Annotated in this window: 17 protein-coding genes, 1 other RNA gene and 1 pseudogene; 13 read left to right on the top strand and 6 right to left on the bottom strand. The window is 64.6% G+C overall.

Annotated features, from left to right (window positions below; translation table 11 throughout):
• Positions 1–5: 5 nt before the first annotated feature.
• Complete coding sequence (locus C0606_14645; protein ID PLX36619.1) at positions 6–1,325, bottom strand: MFS transporter; 1,320 nt, start codon at positions 1,323–1,325, stop codon at positions 6–8.
• Between the two features lie 330 nt (positions 1,326–1,655).
• On the opposite strand from C0606_14645, the pseudogene C0606_14640 reads away from it, so the two are divergent.
• The 6 genes and pseudogenes from C0606_14640 to C0606_14615 all read left to right on the top strand — a co-directional run bounded on the left by C0606_14640 (position 1,656) and on the right by C0606_14615 (position 5,354).
• Positions 1,656–1,883, top strand: a pseudogene (locus C0606_14640) (hypothetical protein).
• A gap of 268 nt (positions 1,884–2,151) precedes the next feature.
• Positions 2,152–2,859, top strand: a complete 708-nt coding sequence (locus C0606_14635) for a DUF4386 domain-containing protein (GenBank protein ID PLX36513.1) — start codon at positions 2,152–2,154, stop codon at positions 2,857–2,859.
• A 13-nt stretch (positions 2,860–2,872) separates the two neighbouring features.
• Positions 2,873–3,715, top strand: a complete 843-nt coding sequence (locus C0606_14630; GenBank protein ID PLX36512.1) for a short-chain dehydrogenase — start codon at positions 2,873–2,875, stop codon at positions 3,713–3,715.
• Positions 3,716–3,825: 110 nt separating this feature from the next.
• Positions 3,826–4,020, top strand: coding sequence for a hypothetical protein (locus C0606_14625; GenBank protein PLX36511.1), 195 nt, complete (start codon positions 3,826–3,828; stop codon positions 4,018–4,020).
• A 36-nt stretch (positions 4,021–4,056) separates the two neighbouring features.
• Positions 4,057–4,635: an ATP:cob(I)alamin adenosyltransferase gene (locus C0606_14620; GenBank protein PLX36510.1), complete on the top strand. Its 579-nt coding sequence runs from the start codon at positions 4,057–4,059 to the stop codon at positions 4,633–4,635.
• A gap of 26 nt (positions 4,636–4,661) precedes the next feature.
• Entirely contained in the window at positions 4,662–5,354 is a 693-nt protein-coding gene (locus C0606_14615; GenBank protein PLX36509.1) for a rhomboid family intramembrane serine protease, read from the top strand.
• Between the two features lie 96 nt (positions 5,355–5,450).
• Here the strand turns inward: C0606_14615 and C0606_14610 are convergent, their stop codons facing one another.
• Positions 5,451–6,359 (bottom strand): hypothetical protein, encoded by a 909-nt coding sequence (locus C0606_14610; GenBank protein ID PLX36618.1) that lies wholly within the window; start codon positions 6,357–6,359, stop codon positions 5,451–5,453.
• Positions 6,360–6,499: 140 nt separating this feature from the next.
• Between C0606_14610 and C0606_14605 the strand changes: the two genes are divergently transcribed.
• Both C0606_14605 and C0606_14600 read left to right on the top strand, forming a co-directional pair.
• Positions 6,500–7,087 carry a PadR family transcriptional regulator gene (locus C0606_14605; protein PLX36508.1) on the top strand — a complete coding sequence of 196 codons (588 nt, stop codon included), beginning with the start codon at positions 6,500–6,502 and terminating at the stop codon, positions 7,085–7,087.
• A 56-nt stretch (positions 7,088–7,143) separates the two neighbouring features.
• The gene (locus tag C0606_14600; GenBank protein ID PLX36507.1) at positions 7,144–7,458 is read left to right on the top strand and encodes a DUF2218 domain-containing protein; all 315 of its coding nucleotides are present in this window, start codon (positions 7,144–7,146) and stop codon (positions 7,456–7,458) included.
• A 78-nt stretch (positions 7,459–7,536) separates the two neighbouring features.
• Here the strand turns inward: C0606_14600 and C0606_14595 are convergent, their stop codons facing one another.
• Genes C0606_14595 through C0606_14580 form a run of 4 tightly spaced genes read right to left on the bottom strand, consistent with a single transcriptional unit; the run spans position 7,537 to position 9,775 of the window.
• Positions 7,537–8,196: a pyridoxamine 5'-phosphate oxidase family protein gene (locus tag C0606_14595; GenBank protein PLX36506.1), complete on the bottom strand. Its 660-nt coding sequence runs from the start codon at positions 8,194–8,196 to the stop codon at positions 7,537–7,539.
• A 5-nt stretch (positions 8,197–8,201) separates the two neighbouring features.
• Complete coding sequence (locus C0606_14590; GenBank protein PLX36505.1) at positions 8,202–8,459, bottom strand: DUF1272 domain-containing protein; 258 nt, start codon at positions 8,457–8,459, stop codon at positions 8,202–8,204.
• 15 nt (positions 8,460–8,474) lie between these two features.
• Positions 8,475–9,425 carry an EamA family transporter gene (locus C0606_14585; GenBank protein PLX36504.1) on the bottom strand — a complete coding sequence of 317 codons (951 nt, stop codon included), beginning with the start codon at positions 9,423–9,425 and terminating at the stop codon, positions 8,475–8,477.
• Positions 9,422–9,775 carry a cupin domain-containing protein gene (locus C0606_14580; GenBank protein PLX36503.1) on the bottom strand — a complete coding sequence of 118 codons (354 nt, stop codon included), beginning with the start codon at positions 9,773–9,775 and terminating at the stop codon, positions 9,422–9,424. The genes C0606_14585 and C0606_14580 overlap by 4 nt, the downstream gene beginning before the upstream one ends.
• A 107-nt stretch (positions 9,776–9,882) precedes the next feature.
• Between C0606_14580 and C0606_14575 the strand changes: the two genes are divergently transcribed.
• The 5 genes from C0606_14575 (at position 9,883) to C0606_14555 (ending at position 14,292) form a co-directional block, all read left to right on the top strand.
• A complete protein-coding gene (locus tag C0606_14575; GenBank protein PLX36502.1) occupies positions 9,883–11,412 on the top strand; it encodes a PLP-dependent aminotransferase family protein in 1,530 nt (509 codons plus the stop codon).
• 32 nt (positions 11,413–11,444) lie between these two features.
• Positions 11,445–11,843, top strand: an RNA gene (gene rnpB, locus C0606_14570) — RNase P RNA component class A.
• A gap of 540 nt (positions 11,844–12,383) precedes the next feature.
• Positions 12,384–12,878 carry a transcriptional regulator MraZ gene (locus C0606_14565; protein ID PLX36501.1) on the top strand — a complete coding sequence of 165 codons (495 nt, stop codon included), beginning with the start codon at positions 12,384–12,386 and terminating at the stop codon, positions 12,876–12,878.
• Positions 12,875–13,936 (top strand): 16S rRNA (cytosine(1402)-N(4))-methyltransferase, encoded by a 1,062-nt coding sequence (locus tag C0606_14560; GenBank protein PLX36500.1) that lies wholly within the window; start codon positions 12,875–12,877, stop codon positions 13,934–13,936. The genes C0606_14565 and C0606_14560 overlap by 4 nt, the downstream gene beginning before the upstream one ends.
• A complete protein-coding gene (locus tag C0606_14555; GenBank protein ID PLX36499.1) occupies positions 13,933–14,292 on the top strand; it encodes a hypothetical protein in 360 nt (119 codons plus the stop codon). Before C0606_14560 ends, C0606_14555 begins: the two co-directional genes overlap by 4 nt.
• Positions 14,293–14,295 lie beyond the last annotated feature (3 nt).

Genomic DNA, 14,295 nt, shown 5'->3' with positions numbered 1-14,295 from the left:
CGGGCTCAGCCGGCCTTTGCGGCGAGTGCCTTGGCGCGGCCCGGAACCAGGCGGACCTTGCGCGGGCTTGCCATGAAGATGCACAGGATCGAGAACAGCGACAGAGCGAAGGCGAGCCACCAGGCCGGCACGTAGCTGCCCGTCTGGTCGTGCAGGATGCCGGTAATCCATGGGCCGATGCCGGCGCCGAGATTGCCGCCGAGGCTGCACACCGAAAAGATCGAGGCGAAGCGCGGTCCGGCGAAGATGTCGGCGGGGATGGCGCCATAGAGCGAGGCGAGGCCGTAGCCGAACATCCCTTGTGTGATCACCATCGCCAGCATCATCGGCGTCGTCGGGTAGCGGGCGATCAGGATCAGCGCGGCGTAGCAGAGCGCGAAGCCGGCAAGCGCCAGACCCCAGGCCGGTTCGCGCCCGGCGCGATCGGAAAAGGCGCCGATGCCGATCTGGCCAGCGATGGCGAAGAGGCCAACGAGCCCGAGCGCGAAGGCCGCCGTCTCGCTCGAAAAGCCGGCGTCGATGAGGAACTTGGTCTGGTGCACCTGCACCGCGTACCAGGCAAAGAGGCCGCAGAAATAGCCGACGAAGATCCACCAGAATCGGGCGGTTCTCGCCGCCGTCTTCAAGGTCCAGTTTGTCTCGACCCAGACGCGGTCGACGACCGGGTCGACATCGAGCGGGCGGGTGCGTCCGCCACGGCCGTCGCCGTCGGGCTCGAGGCCGAGATCGGCCGGACGGCGGCGCTGGAAGATCATGTTGAGGGGAAAGAGCAGCAGCACGGCTGCGGCCATGACAAGGCAGGCGGCGCGCCAGTCATAGGCCTCGATGATGTGCTGGATCAGCGGCAGGAAGGCGATGGCGCCGATGCCGACGCCGGCAAAGGCGATGCCGACGGCAAGGCCGCGCTTTCTGGCGAACCAGGACGGCAGGAACATCGAATGGCCGATATAGCTCATCGAGATGCTGCCGCCGACGACCATCAGGCCGAGCGTTGCGTAGAGCACAATCGGCGAGGTCATCAGGGTGGCGAGCGCGAAGCCGCTTGCGACCAGCGCCGCGCCGAGCGGGATGACGAATTGTGGGCCGCGGCGGTCGACCATGTGGCCGATCAGCGGGGTAAACGCCGTCGAGACGATGAAGCCGACCGAAAAGGCCGCCGCAGTGGTGCCGCGATCCCAGCCGAATTCGTCGAGGATCGGCGGAAACAGAAGGGAAAACGAGGTGCGCGCATTGACCGCGATGCCAAGCGTCACGAAGGCGACGGCGACCACCACCCAGCCGTAGTAGAACGGCAGGCGGGCGAGGCGGGATCGATCATCGGTCATGAAGCTGCCTTCGTCGGATGCGAGAGCGGCGATCTTCGGCGAAGGAATGGGCCGGTGCAATCGATCTTTGCCGTTTTGTGATGCTGAAAATTTCTGCCGACGATTTATGTTAGCTGCAGAATCACGCTGCGGAAGGCTCCTCCGCTCGCATCCGCATTTGGGAAGGAAGACGTCATGTCGAACAAGCCGTTCACCTCGGTCGCGGCCGTGGGGGCCGCGCTGCTGCTCGTCGGCACAAGTGTCGCGGTCGCGCAGATGGGCATGGGGCGACACAATCCGACCCGCCATCGCGTCGTGCGCTTCAATGGTGTGCCGGCTCCCTATCAACTGATGCAGAATCCGGTTGTCTCATCGATTGATGTCATTGCCGAAGGGCGGCAGCTCTTCGCCGACAATTGCGAGAGCTGCCACGGCGTCAACGGTCGCGGCGAGGGCGAGGCCGGCAAGGACCTGACGCCGCCGGCGCCGGCGCTGCGCATGCTCGATCAGGCCACTGTCGACAAGATGATGCAGGACCGTGCAGCCGGCATGGGCGGTATGGGTATGGGCGGAATGGGCTCCGGAATGGGCATGGGCCCCGGAATGGGCATGGGCCGTGGCATGGGAATGGGCATGGGCGGTGGTCCGGCCATGATGATGAAGCTCGTGTCTTCCGACGGCTTTCTGATGTGGTCGATCAGCGAGGGCGGCGAAGCGCTCAAGACCGATATGCCGGCCTTCAAGGACGTGTTGAGCGACGAGGAGCGCTGGAAGCTCGTCACCTTCATCCAGGCCAATCTGCCGGACGGAAACTGAGCCGCCCACTGCCGTCACCAAAGGATCTGCCGTGACCAACCGCGCCGCTTCGCGAACTGCTTTTCCGACCGCGCGGCTGGCCGGCGTGCTCTATCTCATCATCATCGTCTGCGGCGTGTGGAGCGAGGCGGGCGTCCGCGCCGGTCTGATCGTTGCGGGCGATGCGGCTGCGACGGTAGCCAATGTGATCGCGGCGGAGGGGCTGTTCCGGCTCAGCATGTCCGCCGATGCCGTGATGGCGCTGTCGGACGTGGCCCTTGCGATCCTGCTCTATCGGCTCTTGCGGGCGTTCGGCGAAGGTCTTGCGCTGGCCGCGACCGCATTCCGGCTGGTGCAGGCGGCGATCATCGGCGCCGGGCTGGCACTTCTTGCCGGCGCGCTCGTTGCGCTCGGTGGCGATGGGTTTGCCGCGGCCGATCAAGGGCAGGGCGTGGCCTATACGCTGATCGCGATGCACGGTATCGGCTACGATATCGGGCTGTTGTTCTTCGGCGTGAACTCGCTGCTGGTCGGCATGCTGCTGGCTCGCGTCGGCGGTATCGCCAGATTGATCGGGTTTGCGCTGCTCGCCGCCGGAGCGGTCTATCTCGCCGGTAGTTTCATCCGCCTGCTCGCGCCGGAGCTGACCGCGAGCTTCATGCCGGCCTATGCCATTTGCTTGCTTGCCGAGAGCACCTTTTGTCTACTGCTTCTCGTTCGAGGCGACAGACCCTTTGCCGCATCTCGCGCCAGTCATTGAGGACGCTGTGACCATGAGTGACAAATCGATCCTGATCACCGGCTGCTCGTCGGGCATTGGCGAAGCTGCCGCGCTCGATCTCGCGGCGCGCGGCTGGCGGGTGTTTGCGACCGCGCGCAAGGCGGAAGACATCGCCCGGCTCGACGCGGTCGACGGCATCGAGGCGCTCTATCTCGACTATACGGATCAGGCCTCGATCGAGGCAGTTGCCGCAACGGTGCTGGAGCGCACGAACGGCAAGCTCTACGCGCTCTTCAACAATGGCGCCTATGGCCAGCCGGGCGCGGTGGAGGATCTGCCGACGGATGCGCTGCGCGTTCAGTTCGAGACCAATCTGTTCGGCTGGCATGAGCTGACGCGGCGGCTCATTCCGGCGATGCGGGCGAACGGGCGCGGGCGCATCATCCAGTGCTCGTCGGTGCTCGGCTTCGTCGCGATGAAGTATCGCGGCGCCTACAACGCGTCGAAATTCGCGCTCGAAGGCCTCACCGACACGCTGCGCCAGGAACTCTATGGCACGGGGATTGCGGTCGTCTCGATCGAGCCGGGACCGATCGCCACCAAGTTCGGCCAGAACGCGGTTGCCGCCTTCCGCCGCAACATCGTGATCGAGGGGTCGCCGCATCAAAAGGTCTATGAGGAGAGCCTCGGGCGGTTCCGTGGGCGCAGCGCCGGTGTCTTCACGCTGCAATCGAGCGCGGTGGTCGCCAAGCTGCGCCATGCGCTCATGAGTTCGCGCCCTAAGCCCTATTACTGCGTGACCTTCCCGACCTATCTGATGGGCGCACTGAAACGCATCCTGCCGAACCGGCTGATGCAGCGATTTCTTGCCGCCGTTTCCAACGCCAACACCTGAGACGCGAAGGGTTTTCAGCTTTTTGTGGCGGCCCGGCTTTCTCAGGCCGCCGAAACGCCCTACCTTTCACGGCCTGTTCCCTTTCCACGCGCGAGGATTCCGCCCGCATCATGGCCAGCGTCTTTTACAACCTCATCCCGATCGCACTCGGCCTTGTCGCCATCGTGCTGATCCTTGGACTTTTCAACATGGTGCGCGGCGGCAGTGCGAAAACCTCGCAGAACCTGATGCGCGCCCGCGTCATCCTGCAGGCAGTGGCGCTTGCGATCGTCATGGCGGCCATCTACTTCATGTCGAAGGCCTGACCGGGCGAACAGATTCGGGTTTCGGAGAGCGGTTCCGTGGTTGTTTTGAACAAGATCTACACAAAGACCGGTGATGACGGCACCACGGCGCTGGCAAGCGGAGCGCGCCGCGCGAAATACGATCTGCGGGTTGCGGCCTACGGCACGGTCGACGAAACCAACGCGACGGTCGGGCTGGTGCGCCTGCACACGGCCGACCTGCCGGACCTCGACGCGATGCTGATGCGCATCCAGAACGATCTGTTCGATCTTGGCGCCGATCTGGCGACGCCGCCAACGGCTGAGTATCTCGGCTACGAGCCGCTGCGCATCACCGACGCGCAGGTCACGCGGTTGGAAAAAGAGATCGACAAGCTGAATGCCGATCTCGAGCCGCTGCGCTCCTTCGTGCTGCCGGGCGGGTCGCCGGCGGCGGCCTATCTGCACCTCTGCCGCACGGTTTCGCGCCGCGCCGAGCGTATGGTCGTCGAACTTTCCTCATGCGAGGATGAAGAGGTCGGCACGCCGGTGCCGCGCTATCTCAACCGGCTTTCGGATTTCTTCTTCGTCGCCGCGCGCCACGTCAACGATCATGGTCGCGCCGACGTTCTTTGGGTGCCGGGCCAGAACCGGTAGGCGGGCTAGAACGGAGAGCCGGGCGGATGTTCATTCCGATCTATGATTACAACCGGCTCGAACACGTCCGGCTGCAATATGTCACCCTCGGTGTGATGGCGATCGCCATCTTCATGTTCGTTTTCTTCCAGAGCGGCGTCTTTATCGACGGGCTGAAGGCGAACGCGCTCGGCCTCGGTGTCGTGCCCTCGGTGATCCTCGACCAGAAGGTGCTGCCGCCGGGCTATGGGCTGGTGCCGGAGAATCTGACGCTCGTTACCTACACCTTCGTGCACGGCGACTGGCTGCATCTGATCGGCAACATGCTGTTCATCTGGGTGTTCGGCGACAATGTCGAAGATGCCATGGGGCACTTCCGCTTCCTGATCTTCTACGTCGCCTGCGCGGCCGGTGCCGCCGCCTTCCACATCATGATGATGCCGACTTCGGACGCGCCGCTGATCGGGGCGTCCGGCGCGGCGTCGGGCATCATTGCCGCCTATCTCATGCTGCATCCGAAGATCCGCGTATGGGTGCTGGTGCTGAGCAAGATCCCGGTACCGATCTCGGCAGCCTGGGCGCTCGGCGCATGGATCGCGCTGCAGTTCGTCAATGTGATGTTGCCGGACGACGGCGAAGTCGCCTGGTGGGCGCATATCGGCGGTCTGCTGACCGGGGCGGCGCTGGTTCTGGTGCTGCGACGGCCGGGCGTGCGGTTGTTCGACGGCAACGCAAGTTAGTCGGCTTGTTTAGACGCGTATTCTTGTCCGAAAACCGGTTCCCACTTTCCGCTTACGCGGACCTCCGGTTCGGGAATACGCTCTAACCGGGCCGTCTTAGTCTCCGAGCGTGTCGAGAAAGGCTGCGATGCGGTCGCGCGAGCGGATGAAGCCCTTGTAGGCGAGCTGATCCTCGTTCATCGCCATCAACTGCATCTTCAAACCGGCCGCCAGTTCCGCTGCTTGGCCGTGGTTCGTCAGTTCGCCAAGCCGATCGCGGTGGATGCGGATCGTGAACAGGATATCGCCGCTGCCGGCGAGCCGGGTCAGGGTCTGGCGTTCCACGCGGATGATGAGGGTGCGGGCGAGCGCCTCGTCATCGAGGTCCTCGAATTTCTCCGCGTGCGGTTCGGGATGGTGCAGCTCGTCGTCGCTGTAGAACGACCAGTTGAAGCGTTCGACCGGCTGGTCGACCAGCAGATTGTCGAATATCCGCTCGATGATGGCGTTCATGCGGCCGGCGAAACCCGGCACCGGCTGATGGATGTCGGCCATCGGGCGGGAGAACTTTTCCGCCAGCGACCATGACGTCGGGAAACAGACGCAGGCCGCGGCGAGCCGCCAGCCCTCGTCGCCCTTGCGCATCAGGCAGAGGTCTTCCTGCACCAGCCGGCTGGCGAGTTCGAGCGGTGCGGCGGCGAAATCCGAGACACGGAAGCTGTCGCCGGTCGCTGCTGCGATGACCGTATCGCCATCCACCGAGACGAGATCGCCGTGATTGGTAACGAGACCGTCGAGGACGAGATCGAGGACCTCGCGCTGGGCGTTCTCGGTGCCGTCCTCGACGCGAAAGACCGCGTCGCGTTTTTCCGCCAGCAGGCGCTGCTTCTCAGCCAGATAATCGCCGTAGCCGGCATCGACCTCGAACAGGCCGAGTGGCGTCAGCGGCACCATGCCGATGGCAAAGGGCCGGGCGCGCGGATCGGCATAGGGCGTATGGGAGAAGCGGGGCGGGTTCATCGACATGACGCGACAGTAGGGATCGCGCCGGTTTTCGGCAACGCGGTTTTTGACGCGGGGCGGCGGCAAAAATATTTTTGGGCCGGTCTTGAAGTGCGATCTATCAAGATATATCTTGAATATATCTTAAACAGGAGAAAACACATATGAGACATGGAAGAAACCAACATGAAAAAGGCCCGGGTGGGCGCCATCAGCATGGCCATGGCGGCCGTGCGGGGCGTGGCCACGGGCGCGGCAGTGAAGAGATTTTCGGCGAACGGCGGCGTCATGGTCGGCGCGTTCTGACGTCCGACGATCTGCGCCTCGTGGTGCTGAAGCTGGTCGCGGAAGAGCCGCGCCACGGCTACGATCTGATCCGCGCCATCGAAGAGGCATCGCAGGGCGTCTATGCCCCGAGCCCGGGCGTGATCTATCCGGCTCTTTCGGTGCTGCAGGATATGGGCCTCATCGAAGAGGTCGACTCCAGCGGCCCGCGCAAGGTCTTCACGACGACCGAAAAGGCCACGGCCGAACTGGAAACCAATGCCGAAACGGTGCGCCGTCTGTTCGACCGCCTCGCCACGCTCGGTGGCCGGATCGGCGAGCGGGACATCAACCCGATCTTCCGGGCGATGGACAATCTGAAGGCCGCCTTGCGGGCGCGCATCGAGGATGACGACACCACCCGCGATACGGTGCATGAGGTTGCCGCAATCATCGACGAAACTGCGCAGCGGATCGAACGGCTTTGAACCCTCCCAGGCAAAGCCGGCCGCATGCAGATCAGACCGCGATGAAAGGAGCCTCCATGAGTGTAATTGGCGAAGCGCGCGTTCCCACAGAGAACGGCAGCCGTTACCTCCAGCAGCTCTGCAAGCACTGGAGCCACAATCTGGCGGTGGAGTTTACGCCCGAAAAGGGGACGGTGACGTTTCCGCGCGATGCGCGCGGCGCCGACTGGCCGGGCGACGCCGTCTTCACCATGGTCGCCCGCGAAGACGTACTCGAATGCCGTATCGAGGCAAGCGCGCCGGGCCAGCTCGAAGCGTTGAAAGGCGTCGTCGAGAGCCATCTCGACCGCTTCGCGTTTCGCGAGGCCCCGCTTTCCTTCGACTGGCGCTAGCGCGTGGGGCACAAGCGTGCCGCAGGATGAAGCCGCAGACGGGATCGTCTGCGGCCTTTTCTTTTTCAGGCTCTGCCGTCAGCCGTTTTTCGTCAGGGCCGAAACCGACGCCGGCACGTCGACCCCCGGCAGCAGGCGTGAGTCGCCTTCGGCCGGACCGTAGACGGTCTTGACCGGAACGACGCCGCCCCAGACCGGATCGGCATAATCCGCCTCCTCATCGACCGGTTCACCGTCGCGGGCCTTGGCGGCGGCTTCGTCGATCGAAACCGCGATGACGCCGGTCGCCTTCACCTCCTTGTCGAGCATCGGGCGAACTTCGGCCCAGCGACCCGGGATCACCTGCTCGGTGATCAGTTCGAGCGCGCGGGTGTGTTCGTCACTGCCGATTTCGATCGCGCGCGCGGTGCCGTGCACGACCACCGAGCGGTAGTTCATCGAGGAATGCATGGCCGATCGGGCGACGACGATACCATCGACATGGGTGACCTCGACGCAGACCGGCGCGCCGCCGGCGAGCATCTTGATGAGGCGGGCCGCCTTGGCGCCGTGCAGGTAGAGGGTCTCGCCGTCGCGGGCATAGAGCATCGGGATGACGATCGGGCGGCCGTTGTCGATGAAACCAACATGGCCGACCATGCCGGCATCGAGGATTGCGTGCACGGCCTCATGATCGTAATCGGCGCGGTTGCCGACGCGGACCTTGTTCATTTTCGTCGCGGAATAGGCGGCGGACATGGGAGTTACTCCTGGGGCTTCTTCAGTTTGGCCTTGTGGGCGGGGTTGTAGATCCGCTCGGTCGAAGCGGGATACTTTTCAAGCTTTGCCGGTGGCCGGATCGGGCGGACGACCAGGTTGCCGGTACAGTTGGGGCAGGTGTGGTCGAGGCCTTCGGCACAGTCGGCGCAGAAGGTGCACTCGAAGGTGCAGATGAACGCATCCGGGTCGGCGGGCGACAGGTCGCGGTCGCAGCATTCGCAGTTGGGACGCAGGATCAGCATGGCGAGTTCCTTTCCTCAGGCGAGAACGGATTTGCGGCGGCGGTGGCCGGCATAGAGGAGGCCGTAGAGGCTGACGAACACGAGACCCATGCCGACGAGTTCATAGGTTTCGATCGCTTCGCCGAGGAACAGGATGGCCAATGCCATGGTGACCACGGGGGCGGGAATGGTGATCGAACTGGCCAGCGACACATCGATGCTTCTGACCGCATAGAACCACACCAGCAGCTCGACGAAATAGACCACGCCCATGGCAATCGCGAAGGTCTGGAAACCGCCATTCATGGCCTGTTCCAGCGTTGTGCCGATGCCGTTGCCGGAAAGCGCGACGGCGCCGAGAAAAATGCTGGAGACGAGCACGCGCAGGAAGGTCACCTCGGCCGGCGTGATCGGGGTGCGGCCAAGTTCCTCCTTGATGATGACATGGGCGACGCTCCACAGGAAGGGAATCGCGAGCGCCAGCAGGAACCAGACGGAAAGCCCGTCGATCTTCCAGCTTCCGCCCGTTGCGAGATAGGAGAGGGCGGCGATCAAGAGCAGTGTGAAGCCGAGTTCGGCCGGGCTCTTGCCGCGCTTCAGGAACAGGCTCTCCCACAGCATGGCGAACAGCGGATAGGCCTGGATGGCGAGCGCGGCACTGACCGTGCCGGCTTTTTCCACCGCCAGCACGTAGATGTAGGTCGACAGGCCGAAGATCGCGCCGGTGCCGATGACGACGAGGATGGTGCGGCGTTTTTCTTCTGCCGAGAGGCTTGCCGCGAACAGGCCGCTGCGCCCGGCAGCGCGTTCGAGCGCGACGACCGGCAGCGCGCAGGCGAGTTGCCACAGCGACAGGAAGAAGGCGAAGCCGAGCGCGTCGAAGCCTTCCGGTCGCCCGTTCGAAATCACCGGCATGACGCCGAGGATGAACAGGCAGACGAAGGCAAGGGCGATGCCGCGGCCGACGGTCTGGGTGTGCTGGCTCACGGCTCGCTTCTTTCCTCTGCTGAGGCTTCGCCGCCGGTGGCACCATAGAAGATCACCCAGGTGCCGAAATCCTCGGTGAAATCGAGAAAGCGGTGGTCGATGCCAGCGGCAACGAACAGCGCGTCGCCCGCCACGAACGGCTTTCTGACGCCGTCGCATTCGAAGGTGCCGGAGCCGGAGGCGACGACATAGATTTCGTCCTGGTCGTGCGGTGTCTGCGCGTCGTGGCCGCGCGGCGCGTAGTAGCGCAACGTCATGGTGCCATGGGCGAAGAGGAGCGCGGACGCGCGGCCCGGCTCGTTCGGCGCGGTCATGGCGGTGGCGAGCGGAAAGGCGAAGTCTGGCGTCATTTCGGGTCACTCCCCTGTCGGCGGCGGGCATTGGCCGTCGCGAACTGCGGTGGCCTCATGAGAAATCCAAAATTGGCCCTTCATAAAGAGCCATTCTTTGAATAATCATGATGCCAATTATCCGTGCCGCGAGGGCTGCCATGACATTCCCGGTTTCCGGTCTGATCCGTGTCGACGGCGAGAGCGGCGATCCGCTGTCGCGCCAGATCTATCGCCAGATGCGTAGCGCCATTCTCGACGGACGCATTCCGGCCGGGGTCCGCCTGCCATCGAGCCGGCAGCTTTCGGCGACGCTCGGCCTGTCGCGGACGACGGTGACGGCGGCGCTCGATCAGCTGACGCTGGAAGGCTTCGTCGATGCGCGGGTTGGGGCGGGCACCTTCGTTGCCGAAACGGCACAAGCGCTGCCGACGATACCTGCGGAGAAGGTCGGCAGGGACGACAACCCGGGTCCGCGCGCAGCGCGGCTGTCGCGTCAGGGGGTGGCCCTGTCCACCTTTATGCGCCGCGAGAGCGGCACCGGGCCGGCGTTCAGTCCGGGCGTGCCGGATGTACGGCTGTTCCCGAACGATCTGTGGGGGCGGTTGCTGAGAGCCGGCGCGCGGCGGCCCGATCGCGGCCAGAGCGGCTACGATGCCTATGACGGCTTGCCGGCTCTGAAACAGGCGATCGTTGATCACCTTGCCGAAACACGTGGCGTCAAGGCCGACCCAGGGCGTGTGCTGGTGCTTTCCTCGGCGCAGGCCGCGCTCGATCTCACCGCCCGCATGCTGCTCGATGAAGGCGACGAATCCGCCGTCGAGAACCCGGTCTATACCGGCGCGCTGATTTCGCTGCGTGGCGTCGGGGCGAAGGTGACACCGGTGCCCGTCGACGGTGAGGGGATCGTGGTGGATGTGCTCGCGGGGGCGAACCCGCGACTCATTTACGTGACGCCGTCGCACCAATACCCGCTCGGCATGACGATGAGCCTGGAGCGCCGGCTGGCATTGCTCGAGGCGGCGTCGCAGGCCGGCGCCTATGTGATCGAGGACGATTACGACAGCGAGTTCCACTATCGCGGCCGGCCGATCCCGGCGCTCGCCGGCCTCGATGGCGGCGGGCGGGTGATCTATCTCGGCACCTTCTCCAAGACCATGATGCCGGCGATCCGCACCGCGTTCCTGATCCTGCCCGACGAACTCGTCGAGCCGTTCCGCAAGGCGCAGCGCAACACCGGCAAGGTGCCGGCGTTTGCCGTGCAAAGCGCGCTTGCGACCTTCCTTTCCGAGGGGCATTTGCGGGCGCATATGCGCCGCGTCGGGGCGATCTATCGGGGTCGGCGTGATCTGCTGGTCGCCGCCATCGAGTGTCACTGTCCGCAACTGACGGCGGAGCCGGTGCCCGATGGCGGCATGCAGCTTGCCGTGCGGTTCCGCGATCCGGCGGTGGATGATGTCGCGATCGCCCGGCGGCTGATCGCGCGCGGCATCGATTGCGGGGCGCTGAGCGCCTTTCACATCGGCGAGGAACGGCGCAGCGGCCTCGTGCTCGGCTTCGCCATGCCCGACGACGAGGAGATCGTGGCGGGGGTGCAGGTGATCGCCGAAGAGATTGCCGCAACACCTTCGATGGCAAAAGTCCCGGCAGTCTCTTGACGGCGGCGGCAAAGCCCCCTTTATCGGGAAGGCCAGTTGGCCGGACGGCCGCTCCGGCAAGCGGTGAAAACCCGCCGGGGAGGAAAGTCCGGGCTCCACGGAGACACGGTGCCGGGTAACGCCCGGCGGGGGTGACCCTAGGGAAAGGGCCACAGAAAGCAAACCGCCGGCGGCGTCAGCCAGCCGGTAAGGGTGAAAGGGTGGGGTAAGAGCCCACCGCGCCGCCGGCAACGGGGGCGGCATGGTAAACCCCACCGGGAGCAAGACCGAATAGGGACGACGCGGATGGCGCAAGCCGTTCAGGCCCGTTTCCAGGCCAGTCGTCCGGGTTGGTTGCACGAGGCGTCCGGTAACGGGCGTCCCAGATGAATGGTCGTCACGCGGGCTTCGCGCCCGCCTTACAGAACCCGGCTTACAGGCCGACTGGCACTTTATCACCCTTCCGTAACGTCAATCTGCGAATCAATGCGTCGAACGTGGCGTTCCTCCGAATAATTCCGGAATCCGTTCTTTTCTGCGGGAAAGAATTTTCCGTTTTTCGCAAGCAAATTTGCCCTGAGGTCCTTGTTGCCGCCGCAAGTGGATAATTTCATTTTTCCCACTACTCACGCCTGTATTTCATGTGACGTTACGGCATCTGCTCCAGTGTTTCGGAATGAGGCGGAAAAGCCCTTTTCCAAGAAGGGCTACGGCGAAAAGTAACCACTTGTTAAGCATACAAGGGGTTAATGAAAGGGCCGGGTCATCCGTGTCGCCACGGACCGGTGATTCCGTTGACGCCCATGAAGACTCCATGGTATCCCAGATTATCCCATATCGAGCCGATGGGCGTTGTTCCAGCAAGGGACGTGTAGCGGCGGTGCGTCATACGGTTTTCCGGGTTTCCGAGCCGCGCGGACGGGCCTTTCGCCACGGCATTGCTGTGTTTCGGCAGCGGCGCGATGGCGGGGAAAACGGGAACATGTGGCGTCATGACCGGCTTCGTCGGAACAATAACCAACAAGATCGACAGCAAGGGCCGCGTCTCCGTGCCGGCACCCTTCCGTGCGGTCCTGGCGCGCGACGGCTACGAAGGGCTGCACTGCTATCCCTCCCTCGACATGAACGCGATCGATGCCGGCGGCAACGAGCTGCTGGCGGTGATCGGCGCGCGGCTCGCCCGTTTCGAACCCTTCACCGAGGATCACGACTATCTGTCGACGGCGTTCTACGGCATGAGCGAGGCGTTGCGCATCGATCAGGACGGCCGGGTGATGCTGTCCGAGGCGCTGAAGGATTTCGCCGGCCTCACCGATCAGGTGACCTTTGTCGGCCAGGGCTACAAGTTTCAGATCTGGCATCCCGAACGGTTCGCGGAACACCGCGAGGAGGCGCGGCGCCGGGCGCTCGTCTTGCGCAAGGGAACGCCGGTTTCTGGACCGGTTGCTGGACCGGTTTCTGGGTCGGCGACGGGAGAGCCTTCATGATGGCGAACGCACAAAGCGCGGCGCCGTCCGGCGATCGCCACATCCCGGTGCTGCTGGACGAGGTGCTCGCCGCGCTTGAGCCTGCAGCGGGCAAGACCATCGTCGACGGCACCTTCGGCGCAGGTGGCTATACCAAGGCGCTGCTCAATACGGGCGCGAACGTGATCGCGATTGACCGCGATCCGGGTGCGATTGCCGCGGGACGCGCGCTCGAGGCCGAAAGCGCTGGCCGCCTCACGCTGGTCGAAGGGCGGTTCGGCGATCTCGATGACCATGCCCGCGAGCTCGGCCGCGAAACGGTCGACGGCGTGGTGCTCGATATCGGCGTTTCCTCGATGCAGATCGACGAGGCCGAGCGGGGCTTTTCGTTCCGTTTCGACGGGCCACTCGACATGCGCATGGAAAGCGCCGGCGATGACGCTTGTGAGGATCCGAGCGCGGCCGACGTGGTCAACCATATGGCGCCGGGCGATCTGGTGCGCCTGATCGGCACGCTCGGCGAGGAGAAGAAGGTCAAGCCGATCGTGCGGGCGATCGTGGCGCGGCGCGACAAGGCGCCGATCCTGCGCACCGCGGAACTCGCCGATCTGATCGATACCGCTGTCGGCGGGCGTCGCGGTTCTGCGATCCATCCCGCAACGCGGACGTTCCAGGCGCTGCGCATCTACGTCAATCGCGAGCTTCAGCAGCTCGCCGACGCGCTGATCGCCGCCGAAGCCGTGCTTGCCGAGGGCGGGCGGCTTGCGGTCGTCACCTTCCACAGTCTGGAAGATCGCATCGTGAAGCGGTTTCTGGCGCTGACCGGCCAGCCGCGCCCGGCGGGCTCGCGCCACATGCCGGTGATCGAGGAAGGGCCGCCGCAGACTTTCCACCTGCTATCGCGCAAGCCGGTCGAGCCCGGCGCGGCGGAACTTGCCGTCAACCCGCGCGCCCGGTCTGCGAGGCTGCGCGCAGCGGAGCGTACCGATGCGCCGGCTGGCAGCTCAGGCCCGATCGATTTCAAGGCACTCGGACTGCCGCTCCTGCCCGAGTTCGCAGGCGGGAGGATGTCGTCATGATGCGGGCGCTCAACCTGTTCTTCCTCATCGCCATGATCGCGGCGGCGGCGCTTGTCTACGACCGCAAATACGACGCTGAACTGGTGTCGCAGGACGTTGCCGATCTGCGCGAGAAGATCGACGAGGAAAAGAACGCGATCCAGGATCTGCGCGCCGAGTGGAGCGTGCTGACGCAGCCGGCCCGCCTGCAGAGCCTGGTCGAGCGCTATCAGGAACAGTTCGAACTGCAGCCGATGGAGCCGACCCAGGTGATCGGCATCGACGATCTGCCGGCTCGTCCGGTCGAGGTGGCGCCCTTGGATGGTGCGCCGCCGCTCGGCGGCGTTGCCGGCTCCGGCACTTCGGCGATCAGGTAGGGG

Source organism: Hyphomicrobiales bacterium (assembly GCA_002869065.1).
GTDB lineage: Bacteria > Pseudomonadota > Alphaproteobacteria > Rhizobiales > Rhodobiaceae > Rhodobium.
Note: the sequence above shows the minus strand (reverse complement) of the source record. Positions and strands in the feature narration are given on the sequence as shown.